14 protein-coding genes and 1 pseudogene are annotated in these 15821 nt (G+C 62.5%); 5 read left to right on the top strand and 10 right to left on the bottom strand.

The annotated features are described in order from the left end of the window. Positions 1-6: 6 nt before the first annotated feature. A complete protein-coding gene (locus tag SC1_RS11330; RefSeq protein WP_062181538.1) occupies positions 7-1254 on the top strand; it encodes a Xaa-Pro peptidase family protein in 1248 nt (415 codons plus the stop codon). Between the two features lie 366 nt (positions 1255-1620). On the opposite strand, the pseudogene SC1_RS11325 reads toward SC1_RS11330, so the two are convergent. The 4 genes and pseudogenes from SC1_RS11325 to SC1_RS11310 form a co-directional block, all read right to left on the bottom strand. After that, positions 1621-2397 (bottom strand): annotated as a pseudogene (locus SC1_RS11325) (DUF817 domain-containing protein); the annotation flags it as partial. An 80-nt stretch (positions 2398-2477) separates the two neighbouring features. Continuing rightward, positions 2478-2837, bottom strand: coding sequence for a VOC family protein (locus SC1_RS11320; protein ID WP_062181535.1), 360 nt, complete (start codon positions 2835-2837; stop codon positions 2478-2480). Positions 2838-2879: 42 nt separating this feature from the next. Then, positions 2880-3686, bottom strand: a complete 807-nt coding sequence (locus SC1_RS11315) for a lipid II flippase Amj family protein (RefSeq protein ID WP_083435800.1) — start codon at positions 3684-3686, stop codon at positions 2880-2882. A gap of 117 nt (positions 3687-3803) precedes the next feature. Beyond that, the gene (locus SC1_RS11310; RefSeq protein ID WP_062181532.1) at positions 3804-4982 is read right to left on the bottom strand and encodes a VWA domain-containing protein; all 1179 of its coding nucleotides are present in this window, start codon (positions 4980-4982) and stop codon (positions 3804-3806) included. Between the two features lie 882 nt (positions 4983-5864). Between SC1_RS11310 and SC1_RS11305 the strand changes: the two genes are divergently transcribed. Beyond that, positions 5865-7262, top strand: a complete 1398-nt coding sequence (locus SC1_RS11305) for a methyl-accepting chemotaxis protein (protein WP_238586662.1) — start codon at positions 5865-5867, stop codon at positions 7260-7262. Here the strand turns inward: SC1_RS11305 and SC1_RS11300 are convergent. From SC1_RS11300 to SC1_RS11285, 4 genes are all read right to left on the bottom strand, one after another. Then, positions 7253-7678 (bottom strand): GFA family protein, encoded by a 426-nt coding sequence (locus SC1_RS11300; RefSeq protein ID WP_062181527.1) that lies wholly within the window; start codon positions 7676-7678, stop codon positions 7253-7255. The genes SC1_RS11305 and SC1_RS11300 overlap by 10 nt on opposite strands. Further along, positions 7678-8523, bottom strand: a complete 846-nt coding sequence (locus tag SC1_RS11295) for a MoxR family ATPase (RefSeq protein ID WP_062181524.1) — start codon at positions 8521-8523, stop codon at positions 7678-7680. Before SC1_RS11295 ends, SC1_RS11300 begins: the two co-directional genes overlap by 1 nt. 105 nt (positions 8524-8628) lie before the next feature. Further along, the gene (locus SC1_RS11290) at positions 8629-9300 is read right to left on the bottom strand and encodes a hypothetical protein (RefSeq protein WP_062181522.1); all 672 of its coding nucleotides are present in this window, start codon (positions 9298-9300) and stop codon (positions 8629-8631) included. Positions 9301-9561: 261 nt separating this feature from the next. After that, positions 9562-9858: a PspC domain-containing protein gene (locus SC1_RS11285; RefSeq protein WP_062184004.1), complete on the bottom strand. Its 297-nt coding sequence runs from the start codon at positions 9856-9858 to the stop codon at positions 9562-9564. Positions 9859-10459: 601 nt separating this feature from the next. Here SC1_RS11285 and SC1_RS21865 point away from each other — a divergent pair. Then, positions 10460-10699 (top strand): hypothetical protein, encoded by a 240-nt coding sequence (locus tag SC1_RS21865; RefSeq protein ID WP_152682373.1) that lies wholly within the window; start codon positions 10460-10462, stop codon positions 10697-10699. A 48-nt stretch (positions 10700-10747) separates the two neighbouring features. On the opposite strand, the gene ychF is transcribed toward SC1_RS21865, so the two are convergent. After that, positions 10748-11845: a redox-regulated ATPase YchF gene (gene ychF, locus SC1_RS11275; RefSeq protein ID WP_062181516.1), complete on the bottom strand. Its 1098-nt coding sequence runs from the start codon at positions 11843-11845 to the stop codon at positions 10748-10750. 142 nt (positions 11846-11987) lie between these two features. Here ychF and SC1_RS11270 point away from each other — a divergent pair, with 142 nt between their 5' ends. Next, entirely contained in the window at positions 11988-12644 is a 657-nt protein-coding gene (locus tag SC1_RS11270; RefSeq protein ID WP_062181513.1) for a CAP domain-containing protein, read from the top strand. A gap of 68 nt (positions 12645-12712) precedes the next feature. Further along, a complete protein-coding gene (locus SC1_RS11265) occupies positions 12713-13864 on the top strand; it encodes a serine hydrolase (RefSeq protein WP_062181510.1) in 1152 nt (383 codons plus the stop codon). Between the two features lie 43 nt (positions 13865-13907). On the opposite strand, the gene SC1_RS11260 is transcribed toward SC1_RS11265, so the two are convergent. Continuing rightward, complete coding sequence (locus SC1_RS11260; protein WP_062181507.1) at positions 13908-15782, bottom strand: PhoX family phosphatase; 1875 nt, start codon at positions 15780-15782, stop codon at positions 13908-13910. Between the last annotated feature and the right edge of the window lie 39 nt (positions 15783-15821).

The raw sequence follows: 15821 nt of genomic DNA, 5'->3' as shown, positions 1-15821 counted from the left end.
AAAATGATGCATCGACGGCAATTTCTGGGAACGGCGACGCTGGCTGGCTTGGCGGCGACTTTGCCGGCACCCGTGTTCGCCGCCGCTGATACCGCCGGTCTGCCCAACCTCGCCGCCAAGGCCGTCCCAATCGGCAAGGCCGAGCGCGTAGCGCGGATCGCCAAGGCGAAAGAGCTGATGCGCGCGAACGACATTGGCGCTTTGTTGATCGAGCCTGGATCGAGCCTCATCTATTTCACCGGCGTCGAATGGTGGCGCAGCGAGCGGCTGACCGCCGCGGTGCTGACGCGTGAGGGCGAGGTTGCGATCGTCACGCCATTTTTCGAGGAACCGTCGGTGCGCGAAAGCCTGGGCATCGACGCCGAGGTGCTGACATGGAATGAGGATGAGAATCCGCTTGCTGCGGTCGCCGCATGGCTCGGCAAGCGCGGCCTTGCCAAGGGCCGCATCGGTGTCGAGGAAACGGTCCGCTATTTTGCGATCGATGGGCTGGAAAAGGCGATGCCCGGCGCGACGGTGGTCAATGGCGCGCCCGTCGTGCGCGGCTGCCGGATGCACAAATCCCCCGCAGAAATCGCGCTGATGCAGATCGCCGCCGACATCACGGTCGCCGCCTATCGCCACACCGCGCCGCGGGTCCAGGTTGGAATGACTCCCGCCGACATCGGCGCGATCATGGCCGCCGCGACGAGGGCGCTCGGCGGCAAGAACGAGTTTGAGTTGATCCTGCTTGGCGAGGCGAGCGCTTATCCGCACGGATCGGGCAAGCCGCAGGCGGTGAGGGATGGGGAGGTCGTGCTGATGGATTGCGGCGCGACCGTGCATGGCTATCAGTCGGACATCTCGCGGACCTTCATTCACGGCAAGGCATCGGCGCGCCAGCGGCAGGTGTGGGATCAAATGCGCAAGGGGCAGGATGTCGCCTTTGCCGCCGCGAAGCTCGGCACGCCCGCGGGCAAAGTCGATGATGCGGTGCGCGCTTATTATGAAAGCCTCGGTTGGGGCCCGGGCTACAAGCTCCCCGGTACTTCGCACCGCACGGGCCACGGGATCGGCCTCGATGGGCACGAGCCGGTCAATCTGGTGCGCGGCGAAACGACGAAGCTGGCGCCCGGCATGTGTTTCTCGAACGAGCCGGGCATCTATATTCCGGGCGAGTTTGGCATCCGCCTCGAAGATTGTTTCTACATGACCGACACCGGCCCGAAATGGTTCAGTGAGCCGCCGCCGTCAATCGACCGGCCGTTCGGCTAAGGGCTCTTCTTGCTCCCAAACGATAAAATTAGCGTTGTCGGTAGACGCCATCGCTTCGATCATTTTCGCATGGTCGAAGCCACGTAGCTTAGTGATCCGATCGAGGATGAGGGCTTCGCCCCTTGCGCCTTGCGGGTACGCTAATGTTGGCTGACCATCCGACCCGAAGAACAGCCACCAAACATCGGCCCCCCAAGGTCCGCTGTCGTTGGTTTCGATCGCGATCCCCGCGATGTCCGATAGCGCGCAGGTGCTTCTCCCGCCTGTGCCATCGATTACCGTCAACACATCATCGTCGATCGCCACAAGCCAGCGAGCTTCCGGATGAAGAGCGGGTGCGATCTCTGCACTGCTCGCATCCGGCACCTTCGGCCGCTGAACCAGACTGACCAGCACGAACGAGATGATCATTAGCAGATACCAGCTACCGAGCTTTTCCAGCCCGACCATGTGCCAGCCGTCGTCCTGGCTCGGATAGGTCCAGGCGCGCGCGAAGGTGCCGATATTTTCGGCGAACCAGATGAACAGCGCAACGAGGCCCCAGCCGACGAGCAACGGCATGCGGCGATGGATGTGGAGCGGGCGGAACCACACCTGACAGCGCCAGAAAAGCAGCGCGGTTGCCATGAACAGCATCCATCGGATGTCGTACAGCCAATGATGCGCGAAGAAATTGACATAGATCGCCGCCGCCAGCGCATAGCTTGTCCAGGCAGGCGGATAGCCGGAGTAGCGAAAGTCGAAGATACGCCAGACGCGCGCGATATAGCTGCCGACCGCGGCGTACATGAAGCCCGAAAAAAGCGGCACGGCGCCGATGTGGAGCAAGCTTGCTTCGGGATATTGCCACGATCCTGCGGCGGTCTTGAACAGCTCCATCACCGTGCCGACGATGTGGAAGATCAGGATGACCAGCGCTTCTTTCGGCGTCTCCAGCCGGAAGGCGAGCATGCCGAGCTGGATTAGCACCGCACCGATCGTGATCGCGTCATAGCGGTGGAGCGGCGCGCCATCGGGCCAGAAGAGATGCGTGCCGAGCAGCAGCGCAAGCATTAGCCCGCCGAACAGGCACGCCCAGCCCTGTTTGAAGCCGAAGACCAGAAATTCGAGAAACCAGCCCCGCGGTCCGGGCTCGATCGCCATCGCCTCCAACCGCGCCCGGACGGCATGAAAGCGGCTGTGGCTTTGTGGAGATTCAGGCACGAAGGGCAACCGGCATCGCGTCAGTCCGGTTCCGAGTGAAGAGCGATACGGTTTCCTTCGCTATCCTCGATTTCCGCGACGAACCCGGCCATTCCGATCGCCGTTTTGGGATACAACACCGACCCACCCTCCGCCTCGGCTCCCTTTAGCGCTGCATCGATATCGTCCACCGTGAAGTAGACGATGGCGCCCGTCTTTGACGGTATATAGACGTCGCCCCTGGCTAGAGCGCCGCTTGCCCCCGGGGCATCATCGCTCCGGGGGAACAGGGCCATGTCGTAACCGTCGATTGTCTGGCGTTCGAACCGGAGCCCGAAAACAGCGGTGTAGAAGCCTATCGCTCTGTCCAGATCAACCACGGGGATTTCGAAATAGCCCACCGGGTTGCGGCGCCTTTCTCCTGCGGTCACGCGCCTCGGCCCTCAGACATAAACGGCGACGTAGGCGATCAATGCGGCAGCGGGCAAAAGGAGCGCTTGCGCGAGGACCGTGCCGGCGAGGCGGCTCAGCGAAATGAAGGTGATCGCGCGGCGGAAATCGGCCTCGTCGACTTTGCCCTCGACCGCATCGTCGGTCATCACCGACAATTGCGGGTCGATGAAGGCGAAGAGCAGGATGGTCGCAAAGCCGTTGATCAGCGCCGAGAGCTGCGATGCGGTGACGCGGAATTCGGGGGCGAGATACCCGGCGTAGAGCGAGGCGACGACGCCGACCGCCAGCAGCGACTGCGCGAGGCAGTTGGCGATCAGCACGCCCCAACCAATACCTTTCGGCATCTTCCAGCTTTTGAGGTGCGAAAGGCTGGGGATGGTCAGCGACCGGCCCAATGTGCGCAGGCCGCTCGGGCTGGCAGCCTTCAGCGCCAGCTTCGTCGTCGAGCGATTGTTCTGATACCAGCCGATCGCGGTGGCGAACATGCGCTGCCCTGTCGGCACGAGCAGGATACCGATCAGCGTCGCGACGCTAGCCGCAGCAAGCACGAACTGCATGTCGATGAACAGCGAAGCGCCGCTGCCGTCGTGGATACGCGTCTCGATCCGCTTGGCGAGGAAGGGGCCGAGAAAGCTGTTCGAGGTGCGCGAGAAGAGTACGAGAATGTTGAACAGCGCGAACGACATTGCGATGCGCCGGGTGCGAACGCCGGCGATGCGCGCGGCATAGGCGAGCGCGCCGATCAGATTGATGAAGCCCGTGAGGAGCAGGATGGTGACGAGGGGGAGGTCGATCATTGGTGGCCTAATTTCCCGTCATTGCGAGCAAAGCGAAGCAATCCAGAGCGGGTTTGCGCCGCGCTGGATTGCCACGGGCCTGCTGCCCTCGCAATGACGATTATATAAAACGGTGCCTCAATGCTTTCGCGTCAGCTCGCGCATCGCATCGTCCAGTCCGGCGAGGGTCAGCGGGTACATGCGGTCGTTCATCAATTGTTTGATCAGCTTTACCGACTGGGTGTAGCCCCAATGCGCCTCGGGCACCGGGTTGAGCCAGACTGCGGCGGGGTAGACATGGGTGATCCGCCCGAGCCAGACCGCGCCGGACTCTTCGTTGAAATGTTCGACGCTGCCGCCCGGATGCGTGATTTCATAGGCGCTCATCGACGCGTCGCCGACGAAGATCACCTTATAATCATGGCCATATTTGTGGAGGATGTCCCACATCTGGTGGCGTTCGGACCAGCGGCGCTTATTGTCTTTCCACACGCCTTCGTAGGGGCAGTTGTGGAAATAGAAGAATTCGAGATTCTTGAATTCGGTCGTCGCGGCGCTGAATAGCTCCTCGCAGAGCTTGATGAACGGATCCATCGATCCGCCGACGTCGAGGAAGAGCAGCAGCTTGACCGCGTTGCGCCGTTCGGGGCGCATCTTGATGTCGAGCCAGCCCTGCCGCGCGGTGCCGTCGATCGTGCCCGGAATGTCGAGCTCGTCGGCCGCGCCTTCGCGCGCGAATTTGCGGAGGCGGCGCAGCGCGATCTTGATGTTGCGGGTGCCGAGTTCCTTGGTGTTGTCGAGGTTCTGGAACTCGCGCTTTTCCCAGACTTTCAGCGCGCGCTTATGCTTGCTCTCGCCGCCGATCCGTACGCCTTCGGGATTATAGCCCGAGTTGCCGAAGGGCGAGGTGCCGCCGGTCCCGATCCACTTGCTGCCGCCTTCGTGGCGCTTCTGCTGTTCCTCGAGCCGCTCTTTCAGCGTCTCCATGATCTTGTCCCAGTCGCCGAGCGACTCGATCGCGGCCATTTCCTCGGGCGTCAGGAATTTCTCGGCGACGGCCTTCAGCCAGTCGGCGGGGACGTCGACGGGGTTCTGGCCGTAATCGGAGATGATGCCCTTGAAGACCTTGTTGAACACCTGGTCAAAGCGGTCGAGCAGGCCTTCGTCCTTCACGTAAATCGCGCGGGACAGGTAATAGAATTGCTCGGGACTGCGATCGATCACCTCGCGGTCGAGCGCCTCGAGCAACATGAGATGTTCTTTCAGGCTGGCGGGAATGCCCGCAGCGCGAAGCTCGTCGAGAAAGCCGAAAAACATGGGACATGACTATCCTGTCGGGCGCGCGGGCGCAATCACTTTACGTTTACGGAAAGTGACGGGCGGGGCGGTGAATAACTGCGCGACCTTACGCGCAAATCGCAATTCAGGACCGGGGCGTGGTCCCGCTTAAAGCCACAAAAGCCTCGCATGCACGAACCAAAATCGAGTCCTTTGTGGCTTCAAGAACAAGGGATGCGCATGAGCTCAGCGCAAAAGTCTTCTTTATCACATCAAGCAGCGGACGGCTTGCGGAGAGCTGCGGGAGATAGGTCGAGGTAAGCGAGCGTCGCATCTGGCAGGATAGATCATCGCCCGGCCTTTTTTGGAAAGCGGTTTTTGCGTTGATGGAGGGGCGGCGAATTTCGACCGGTAGCGGACAGATTATCTCCTCGTCACCCCGGGCTTGACCCGGGGTCCCGCTTGAGGTCGAAGCCAGTGAGTGCGTCAAAAAGCGGGATCCCGGGTCAAGCCCGGGATGACGGAAGTGGGTGACGGAATGTCAGCTTCCCACCCCAAAAAGACATCGCCTCCAAAAAGGTCTTTCCTACATTATCCGGCCGTGCCAGCCTTCATCCGGCTCTTTCATTCGGTGAACAAAAAGCGGTCGCTGCCCGGCTTGCGGGTGCGGCCATGATCGGAGGTGCCGCGTACATCCAACACGCCGCGACTTCCAAATCGGGGCGCTCATAGGACTGAACTTTCCTGAACTTTGGAATATTGCGCGGCCCTTGCGCCGACCCGATCCGGATCCCGCCGGGCGATGCCCAAAGAGGGTAACGTCCGCTCCCACCCCAAAACTCCGTCCATTCCTACCCATTGACCCGCCGTTAACCAATGTTGGGCATAGCTTCTCGATCATTCAGGGACGCGGGCAAACCAATGAAATATGATCCGATCAATCCGTCGGCGCAAATCCTCGATCAGTCGGTTGCGAGCGATTGCGGCGAGCTGGCCGTGGGGTGCAGCGATGCCGCGGGGCGGATCAAGCTTGCGACCGACCAGATGGATCGTCAGATCGGCGAGCTTGGCCGGCTTGAGGAATATGTCGTCAGTCTTGAAGCGGACCAGCGTCAGATCGCCGATTCGACCGACGAGGCGAAGATATTGTCCGCGCGCGCATGCGAGCAGCTCGACGCCGGGGCCGAACGCGTCAACGCTGCGGTCACCGAATTCCGCTCGGTCATCGACCTGGTCGCGCGGCTCGGCACGCATGTCACGAATTTCGCCGCGGTGATGGAGCAGGTGCAGCAGGTGAGTCAGTCGATCGAGTCGATCGCCAAGACCACCAACATGCTCGCATTGAACGCAGCGATCGAAGCTGAGCGCGCCGGCGATGCCGGACGTACCTTTGCTGTGGTCGCCGCCGAGGTGAAGAAGCTGGCGCAGAATACGCGCGGTGCGACCGACGAGATTCGCCGTTCGATCGGCAGCCTCGCCGCCGAGGCGAGCGGGCTCGTCACCGAAATCCAGTCGGGGGTCGAACAGTCGAGCCGCGCCGAGGCGCAGTTCGAGACGATCACCGATGCGCTGCACGACGCAACGCATCTTGTCGCCCTGCTAGACGATCAGAGCGATCGCATCGCGCAAAGCTCCGCGATGGTGCATGCGAATGGCGCGAAAGTGCGCGAGGCGCTCGACAGCGTCGTCACTTCGGTGCGCGACAATAGTTCGACGCTGGAAGGTACGCGCGATTCGATCCTGTCGATGGAGCATGTGTCGAACCGCATGTTCAACGCCGTGATTTCGGCAGGAGTGTCTCCGCAGGATTCGGCGATCGTCGAATTGGCGGCAAAGGTACGCAATGAATTCGTCGGCCTTGCCGAAGCCGCGATCGCGCGCGGCGAACTGACGATGGAGCAATTGTTCGACGCCAATTATGTTCGCGTGCCGAACTCGAACCCCGAACGTTTTCGCACGACGCTGTGCGACTGGGCCGATGACAACTGGCGGCCGCTGTTCGATCGCATCGTCGCCAGCCATCCGGAGATCAAGATGTCATCGGCGGGCGACATGAACGGCTTCCTGCCGACGCATATCACCGACTGCTCGCGTGCGCCGACGGGCGACATCGAACATGACACCGCCCACTGCCGCAACGGCCGCATTCTCTATGACGAGACCGATGCAGCGGCGAAGCGCAGCACCGCGCCCTTTTTCATGACCGTCTATCGGCAAGAGGGCGATGGCATCAACTATCTGACCGTGCGCAACGTCTATATGCCCGCGGTAATAGGCGGCCGCCGCTGGGGCGACGTCGAGGTTGCCTATCAACTCTGAGGGCTGGGCGGTGCCGGCGGCTGCGCCGGAAAAGCTTCCATCGCGGGATCGATGATCGCCCATTCGGGCGCCTCGCTCGTCCAGATCGCCATGGTCGGCTTGAGGTCGTGCGGCTGGTCGAGCACGCCGAGGCGCACAACGCGCATCTGTGGCCGCGCCGAAGATCCACTAAACATCGGGGTGCCGCATGTGGGGCAGTGCGAGCGGGTCAGCGTGTTACCGCTGTCGGCGACATAGCTGTCCGACGCCGTGACGCCCTCGACGACGATATCGTCGGTCCGGAAAATGGCGTTATGCGTAGGTCCGCCCGCCGCGATCTTCTGGCAGCGTCCGCACCAGCACTGGCGCACCGCGATCGGCTGGCCATCGATGCGCACTTCGACCGCGCCGCACGAGCAGCGTCCGGTATAGCCCATCAGCTTCCCTGACGGCGCGCCATGAAGGCCAGCTTTTCGAACAGCATCACATCCTGCTCATTCTTGAGCAATGCGCCGTGGAGCGGCGGGATCGCCTTGCCGACGTCGCGGTTCTGGAGCACCTCAAGCGGCATGTCCTCGTTGAGGAGCAGTTTCAGCCAATCGATCAATTCGCTCGTGGACGGCTTTTTCTTGAGGCCGGGAACTTCGCGGACCTCATAGAAGATGTCCATCGCGCGGCTGACCAGCGTTTTCTGGATGCCGGGGAAATGGACGTCGACGATCGACGCCATCGTGTCGCGGTCGGGGAATTTGATATAGTGAAAGAAACAGCGGCGCAGAAAAGCGTCGGGCAGTTCCTTTTCATTGTTCGAGGTGATGACGACGATCGGGCGTTCCTTTGCGGTCACCGTCTCGTCGGTCTCGTAGACATGGAAGGCCATGCGATCGAGTTCCTGAAGCAGGTCGTTCGGGAATTCGATGTCGGCCTTGTCGATCTCGTCGATCAGCAGCACGGGCAGCTTGGGCGAGGTGAAGGCTTCCCACAATTTGCCCTTGCGGATGTAATTGCGGATGTCGTGGACGCGCTCTTCGCCAAGCTGGCCGTCGCGCAGGCGCGCGACCGCGTCATATTCGTACAGGCCCTGCTGCGCCTTCGTCGTCGACTTGATGTTCCAGGTGATCAGCGGCGCATCGAACGCCTTGGCGATTTCCTCGGCCAGCACGGTCTTGCCGGTGCCGGGCTCGCCCTTCACGAGCAGCGGACGGCGGAGCAATGTCGCGGCATTGACCGCGACCTTCAGGTCGTCGGTCGCGATATAAGCGCTGGTACCTTCGAAACGCATGCGTCGCAGCCTTCCCTTAACGTGAACGTCAAGCCGGCATAGCGGGCGCGGGGGAGCGGTGCAAGCCGGAGGGAGAGGCAGTGGCTATCGCTGACGGCGTCAGGGTCAGGGATGCGCGCGGCTCGCGGCGCGCGCCGCCATCAGATCCCAGAGGCCGCTGTGCTGGGTAACCAGCTGCTGCGCCCCGAAAACCATCGCGCGTTCGACCGCGGGCGTGCCTGCGACCGTCGCGGCGAGCCTGGCCGTGTCGCGCAGGTCGGGCAGGGTGCAAGTCGGCGGGGTCAGGTCGAGCCGCTGCGCACTGATGTCGAGCAATACCCGGATCGTGCGCCAATCGAGGGTAAGTGCGATCGCGGCGCCGACAGCGCAGCCGTTGCGATCCGATTCGGCGAGCATGTCGATGGCCTTGCGCTGCGCGGCGACCGCGGCCTCGCATTGCGCCTGGCCCTGCGTACTCGGTACGGGGCCGACGGCGGACGCGATCTTGGTCAGGAAGGCTCGCTCCTGGACAAAGGCTTCGGCGGCCTGGCTCATCCACTGACGCGTAGTGGGGTCGACTGTCTTGCGCGCGGCATTGTCGATCACGCCGGGATAGCGTCCGTGGAGCAGGCAGAGGAAATGGACGGCGTCGGCGAGGTTGCGCATCGCGTCCGGCCCGTTCGACAGCGCGCCAGAGCGGACGTGCGGATGCGCGCCGGTGCCGTCGCTGGCGACCAGCGAATCGAGCAGTTCGGCGACGCCGCGCGTCTGCGCTAGGGGCTGGGTCGACTGGCTCAACGCTTGATCCTCGCTGGGGCCGGGGCGCTGGGACCCAAGCCGATGGAATTACAGCGATCGGTTATAGAACGACGTCGTAAACGACGCGTTTATAGAGGGCGGTTTGATTTGCCGCGGGTCTGTTCCAGTCAGGGACAAGGAGCTCGAAAACGAAGAGACCGGCAAGCCCCGGGGGAAGCTTGCCGGTCCCGTCGATGCGGCGTCCGAGGACGCCGTTAAAGCGGAGGGCCAGACGGGGAGAGGGTGCCCGGCCGGTACCGCTCAAGCTGCGAGCGCGAGTTCCTCGGCCTTTTCGGCTTTGGGTGCATCGGCCTCGACCGTGCTCAGCGTCGGCTGGGCGGCGGCGGCCGTCTTCGCGGGGAAGATCAGGCGCGAGGCGAGGACGACAAGACCGAGGGCGAAATAGCCAACGAAGGTCTCTGCCGGAAAGAAGAAGAGCGGCGCGACGAAGGCGAGGCGCAGCCACAGGGGATTGAAGCCAAAATCCTGGCCAACGGCCTCGCAGATACCGAAGAAGGTGTCGCGGCGGCGGAAGAGGTTGGTGGTTTCGTTTTCCATCTTTTTTGTCTTTCCCTTTGGCTGCAGGCACTGCCCTGCGCCGATGCCCAATGCATCGCAAAGGCCGTGCCAATTTTCGCGAGCCCCGGATTTCTGAGCTTTTTTGTGTCAGCCGCGAACGGCCGCTGGCTCTCTGTCCTGAATCAATTCCCACTCTGTGGGAACGATTGCCATTTGGTGGGTGGCGCCTGAACCGTTCATGAAGCCCCCGCATCCCGATGACGAGCGCTATCTGGGCGTCAAAGATGAAGATTTAAAGAGCGTCGGTGAAAAAAATTGTGCGCCGCAACATTGATGCAAGCATTTGTTTTCGCGGCAAACGGCCGATTGCTGACATAGTTTATCCTCGTCACCCCCGACTTGATCCGGGGTCCCGCTTGATATCGAAGTCAATGGGTGCGTTAAAAAAGCGGAATGCCGGATCAAGTCCGGGATGACGAATGGAGAAATCTGCCGGGAGCTGCCGCTTCTTCTCCCCTCCCTAAAAGGGAGGAGGGCGTCGGCTCAATACCCCGCAGACGACATTACGCTTAATGTCTGTTACAGATATCGCGGGGCTGTCGGCGCCGGTCGCGCGAAAATCGTGAGGGAGCAGGGCGACATGACGGAGAGTTTCGGGGCACTGGTTGGCTGGACACACCATGATGCGGGCGACCGCATCATGCTACGGCTCGAAAGCGTACAATCCCCGGAAGCGGCCAAGAAGCACGATCCCGATTTGTTTCGGTGCCTCATGACCAAGCAGCAAGCCGCCATCCTGGGCAATTATCTGGTGCAGCTTTCCGGTCAGCCCCCGCTCGTGCCGAAAAAGCGGAGTTGGTTTCGTCGTCACTTCGGTTGACCGGATACGCTTTCAGCATCCAGCCACCTTGCAACGACGAATTCCCGATCAGCTGTGCAGGAAGTGCATCACGTCGCCATCGTGGACGACATAGGCCTTGCCTTCGGCGCGCAGCTTGCCCGCCTCGCGTGCCTTCGCTTCGCCGCCCAGCGTGACATAGTCGTCATAGGCGATCGTTTCGGCGCGGATGAAGCCCTTTTGGAAATCGCTGTGGATTTCGCCCGCGGCTTCGGGTGCGGTGGCTCCGGTGTGAACGGTCCACGCGCGCGCTTCCTGCGGCCCGACGGTGAAGAAGGTGATGAGGTGGAGCAGCTCGTAACCGGCGCGGATGACACGCGCGAGGCCGGTTTCGTGCAAACCCATTTCTTCGAGGAACTCAAGCCGGTCGGCCATGTCCATCGTGACCAATTCGCTTTCGATCGCCGCTGACACGACGACGGCCTGTGCGCCCTCCGATGCAGCCTTGGCGAAGACCTTTTCGGAAAAGGCGTTGCCGTTCGCGGCGCTGCCCTCGTCCACATTGCAGACGTAGAGCACCGGCTTTGACGTCAGGAGCTGGGCGGTGCGCAGCACACGGGCTTCCTCGTCATCCTTCGGCTCGACGAGCCGTGCTGGCTTGCCTTCGCGCAGCAGGTCGAGCGCTTGCCCGAGCACCGATGCGGCAATCTTCGCTTCCTTATCCCCCTGCGCGGCCTTCTTGGCGAAGGCGGGAACGCGCTTTTCGAGGCTTTCGAGGTCGGCGAGCAGCAGCTCGGTTTCAACGGTTTCGGCGTCGGCGACCGGATCGACCTTGTTTTCGACGTGCTGGATGTCGTCATCTTCGAAACAGCGCAGCACATGGACGATCGCGTCGACTTCACGGATATTGCCGAGGAACTGGTTGCCCAGGCCTTCACCCTTCGACGCGCCGCGAACGAGGCCCGCAATGTCGACGAAGGCGAGCTGGGTTGCGATGATCTTCTTGCTGCTCGCGATCGCGGCGAGCTTTTCAAGCCGCGCGTCGGGCACCGCGACGTTGCCGATGTTCGGCTCGATCGTGCAGAAAGGATAGTTCGCCGCCTGCGCTGCTGCCGTTTCGGTCAGCGCGTTGAACAGGGTGGACTTGCCGACGTTGGGCAGGCCGACGATCCCGCATTTGAAACCCATAAAAACTCCGTGAGGTTCGGCGCATTGTTGAGTGGGCGCCGGTGTTGCAGCGCCCCTAGCGCCAGATTGCTCTGTGCGCCAGTCTTTGCGGGCGGTTTCGCCGTTGCGCGCCGTTCAGATTTGCGGCTCTATCGCTGCGGCCATGACGAAACCCCGCTTCCTTGTTGCCGCCGGCGTTCTTGTGTTTTTCGGCGTATCCGCCGCGGCTACTGCACAGAGCCGTTTCGAAGAGGGCGTCTTCACCGAACTCAACCGCTTTCGGAGCGACCCGGCTGCCTATACCGACTATCTGCGCGACTATCGTCCGCGCTTCGAGGGCAAGCTGCTGGTCGCTGAAGACGATAGCGAGATCGACATCATGACGCGCGAAGGCGTTGTCGCAGTCGATGAGGCGATCCGCGACCTCGGCCGCGAAAAGCCGCTGCCGACGCTGGAATGGAGCGACGCGTTGTCGCGCGCCGCGGCCGATCATGTCGCGATCCAGTCACGGTCGGGGGCGGTCGGCCACTATACGAAGGGGCGCGGCCCCGGCGAGCGCATGAAGGCGCGCGGCGGCGGGCCTTATGTGAACGAAGTCATCACCTACGGCCATCACACACCCGAAGGCGTGGTCGACCAGTTGCTGATCGACGACGGGGTTCCCGATCGCGGGCACCGCCACAGCCTGCTGCGTTCGACACATCGCTATGCCGGCGTTGCATGCGGCTCGCATCCCGCGCACCGGACGATGTGCGTCATCTTGATGTCGCAGACGCGCGACGGATCGCCGCCGCCGCCTCCACAAAGAAAATCGCCCTGACGGCAGCATCTTGCATGGTGTATTGCTATAATATAGCAGTCTCTGTGTCTTGATATCGGGAGGTCGCGATGCGCGGTGCGAAACTTGGCTGGTTGCTGCCGTTACTGATGGCGACACCCGCAGCGGCCAAATCTATCCCCGACCGAGAGGCTATTGCCAGGACTGCGCAAAAGGCGATGAGCGCGACCGGCGCACGCGGCCTCGCGATCGCGACGATCGACAGGGGCAAGGTCGTCTCGGTGCAGGCGTTCGGCGAGCGCAACGCCAAAGGTGACCCGCTCACACCTCATACGATCATGTATGGCGCGTCCCTGACCAAGGCGGTCTTTGCCTATAGCGTGCTGCGGCTGGTCGACGAGGGCAAGGTCGATCTCGACAAGCCGATCGCCGGCATGTTGACGAAACCGCTGCCCGACTATGGCAATCTCGACGCCTATGGCAATTGGGGCGATCTCGCGGGCGACGATCGGTGGCGGACGATCACGCCGCGCATCGTGTTGAACCACAGCACCGGTTTTGCGAATTTCCATTTCCTCGAACCCGATGAAAAGCTGCGCATCCATTTCGACCCCGGCAGCCGCTATGGCTATTCGGGTGAAGGCATCATGCTGCTTCAGTTCGGCATCGAGAAGGGGCTCGGCCTCGACGCGGGCAAGGAAATCCAGCGGCTTGTATTCGATCCGCTGAAAATGCCGAACAGCAGCCTCGTCTGGCGCCCCGATTTCGCGGCCAATCTGGCCGATGGCTGGGAGATCGACGGCAAAGCGGTGCCGCACGACGAGCGCGGCCGCGTTCGGGCGGCCGGGTCGATGGATACGACGATTTCCGATCTGGCCAATTTCGCGGCGGCACTGGTGTCGGGGCAGGGGTTGTCGAAGGCATCGCGCAATGAACTTTTGCGGCCGGGCCTTGCCATCCGCTCGCGAACCCAATTCCCGACGCTGGACGGGGACGCCCCGGCGGGAGAGCAGCCGACGGGCGTCGCATCGAGCGTCGGCTTGATCACTTTTACCGGACCGCAGGGTGCCGCCTTCTTCCGCGGCGGGCACAATGATTCGACGGGTAACACCCTCGTCTGCCTTGAAAAGGGTCAGCGCTGCGTGCTGATCATGTCGAACGACGTTCGCGCCGAGGCGGCGTTTCCGATGATCGTGCGCGATATATTGGGTGAAACCGGCGCGCCGTGGCGCTGGATCTTCGGCGATATGAAATTCGTATGAGGCGGCCGCCCGCTTCCATGGCGGAAGCGGGCGGCGCGCGATATCAATTCCCGACAGGCTGATTGTCGGTCCGCCGCACGACGATCGTCGACGAGCGCGGTTGCTGTCCGGCAACCGGCCAGTTTCCGGTCGGGTGCTGGATGTTGACGAAGAAGGTGCGCAGGTCGGGCGTATAAGCAAGGCCCGTGATCTCGCAGCCGAGCGGTCCGACGAGGAAGCGCTTCGACTGCTTGCTCACCTGATCGACATAGAACATCGCATTGTGGCCAAAGGCCTGATCGATCGTTCTGCCAGCCACGCCCGAATTGCCCGGGACGCTGTGGTCGGTCTGCACCCACATACGGCCCTGCGGGTCGATGCGGAGACCGTCGGGGCTGGAAAAGGTGTCGCCGACGATGTTGCCGACCAGATTGCTGCCGCCAGCCGAAAGCGACGGGTCGCCAGCGGTCAGGAAGATTTCCCATGTAAATTTGGTGGCCAGCGGCGAATCGCCTTCTTCACGGAACTTGATGATGTGCCCGTGCAGGTTGGTGACACGCGGGTTGGCGGGGTCGACGACGCGGCGGCCGCTATTGTTGGTCAGCGTGCAATAGACCGCCTTGTTGTCGGGAGCGACGGTCAGCCATTCGGGACGATCCATCACGGTGCCGCCTGCGACGCGCGCTGCCGACTGGCAGTTGAGCAGCACATCGGCCTGGTTGTTGAAATTGACGATCGTCGGGGTGGGCGGCGTCGTGCTCTGGCTGACGTTGCCCGGATCCGACGCGGCTGCGGTCAGGCCGTTCTGCCCGGCGATCAACGCGCGCCATTCGCCCGTGCCGTCGGCATTGAACCGCGCGACATAGAGCGTGCCATTGTCGAGCAGGTCGGTATTCGCTGCGCGGTTCGTGGTGCTGTACGCCTGGGCAGGGATGAACTTATAGATGCAGCCCGGCGTCGTGTCGTCGCCCATGTAGAAAGCGACGCGATTGGCGCTGTTCGTCATGTAGGCCACATTTTCGTGGTTGAAGCGGCCCATCGCGGTACGCTTCGTCGGCTGCGCCAGTTCGCGCCGCGGGTCGATCTCGACAACCCAACCATAGTCCGTGGTCGGCTGCGTCGGGTCGAAATAATTGTCCATCGTCTCTTCACAGGTGAGATAGGTGTCCCACGGCGTGCGGCCGCTCGAACAATTGTTGAGCATTCCCTTGATCGAGGACGACAGCCGGCTGGCGGCCGGGCCGCTCGGCCGATAGCTGCTGTTGCCCGTATAGCGGCGGTTATAAGTCGATCCGGCCTGGACCGCCCATTTTCCGTCGCTGCCCTTGGCGATTTCGACGACGCCGATGCCGACGGCCGAGAGTGCGATCGCCTTCTGGTCGGCGGTCGCGGTTGCCGCGTTGTACGTGCCTGCCATCAGGATGTTGAAGTCGGGATATTCATAGTTCATCGCCAGGAGGCCGCGGTTGTTCGCGTCGACGCCCGGAAAAGCGAAATATTCCATGCCGTCGTGATTTCCGCCGGCCCATTTCTCGGCAATCGCGGGGGTCGGGAAGCTGCCGGTATAGGGCGCACCCGCCTCGACCGAATCGCCCGCTTTCAGCAGCACGTCGACGGTGTAGCCCGCGGGCACGGTCACGGCGTCGTTCTGGTTCGCAGCGACCGCGGCGAAGCTGGCTGCAAAGCTCGGCGGCGGGGTCGGCGTGGGGGTCGGCGTCGGGGTCGGGTTGGGCGGAAGGGTGACGGTCGGATCGCCGCTGGTGTCATCGCAAGCGGCGAGGGCCATGACGGGGAGGATCGACAAGCCGAACAGGCCGTTTCTCAGCAGCGTACGGCGCGTCGGATTTTGGGCAACGATGGCCTCGAGACTGTCCGGCCCCGGCAGGCCGTCAGTTTCGCCGCGAAAAGGCGCGCGGGCTTCGTCGGTAAGATGTGACAATGCAGTTCCCCTGTTTTCGGTTGAGCTCCGGACTCGTTG

This window comes from Sphingopyxis sp. C-1, assembly GCF_001047015.1.
In the GTDB taxonomy this organism is placed as follows: Bacteria; Pseudomonadota; Alphaproteobacteria; order Sphingomonadales; family Sphingomonadaceae; genus Sphingopyxis.
Note: the sequence above shows the minus strand (reverse complement) of the source record. Positions and strands in the feature narration are given on the sequence as shown.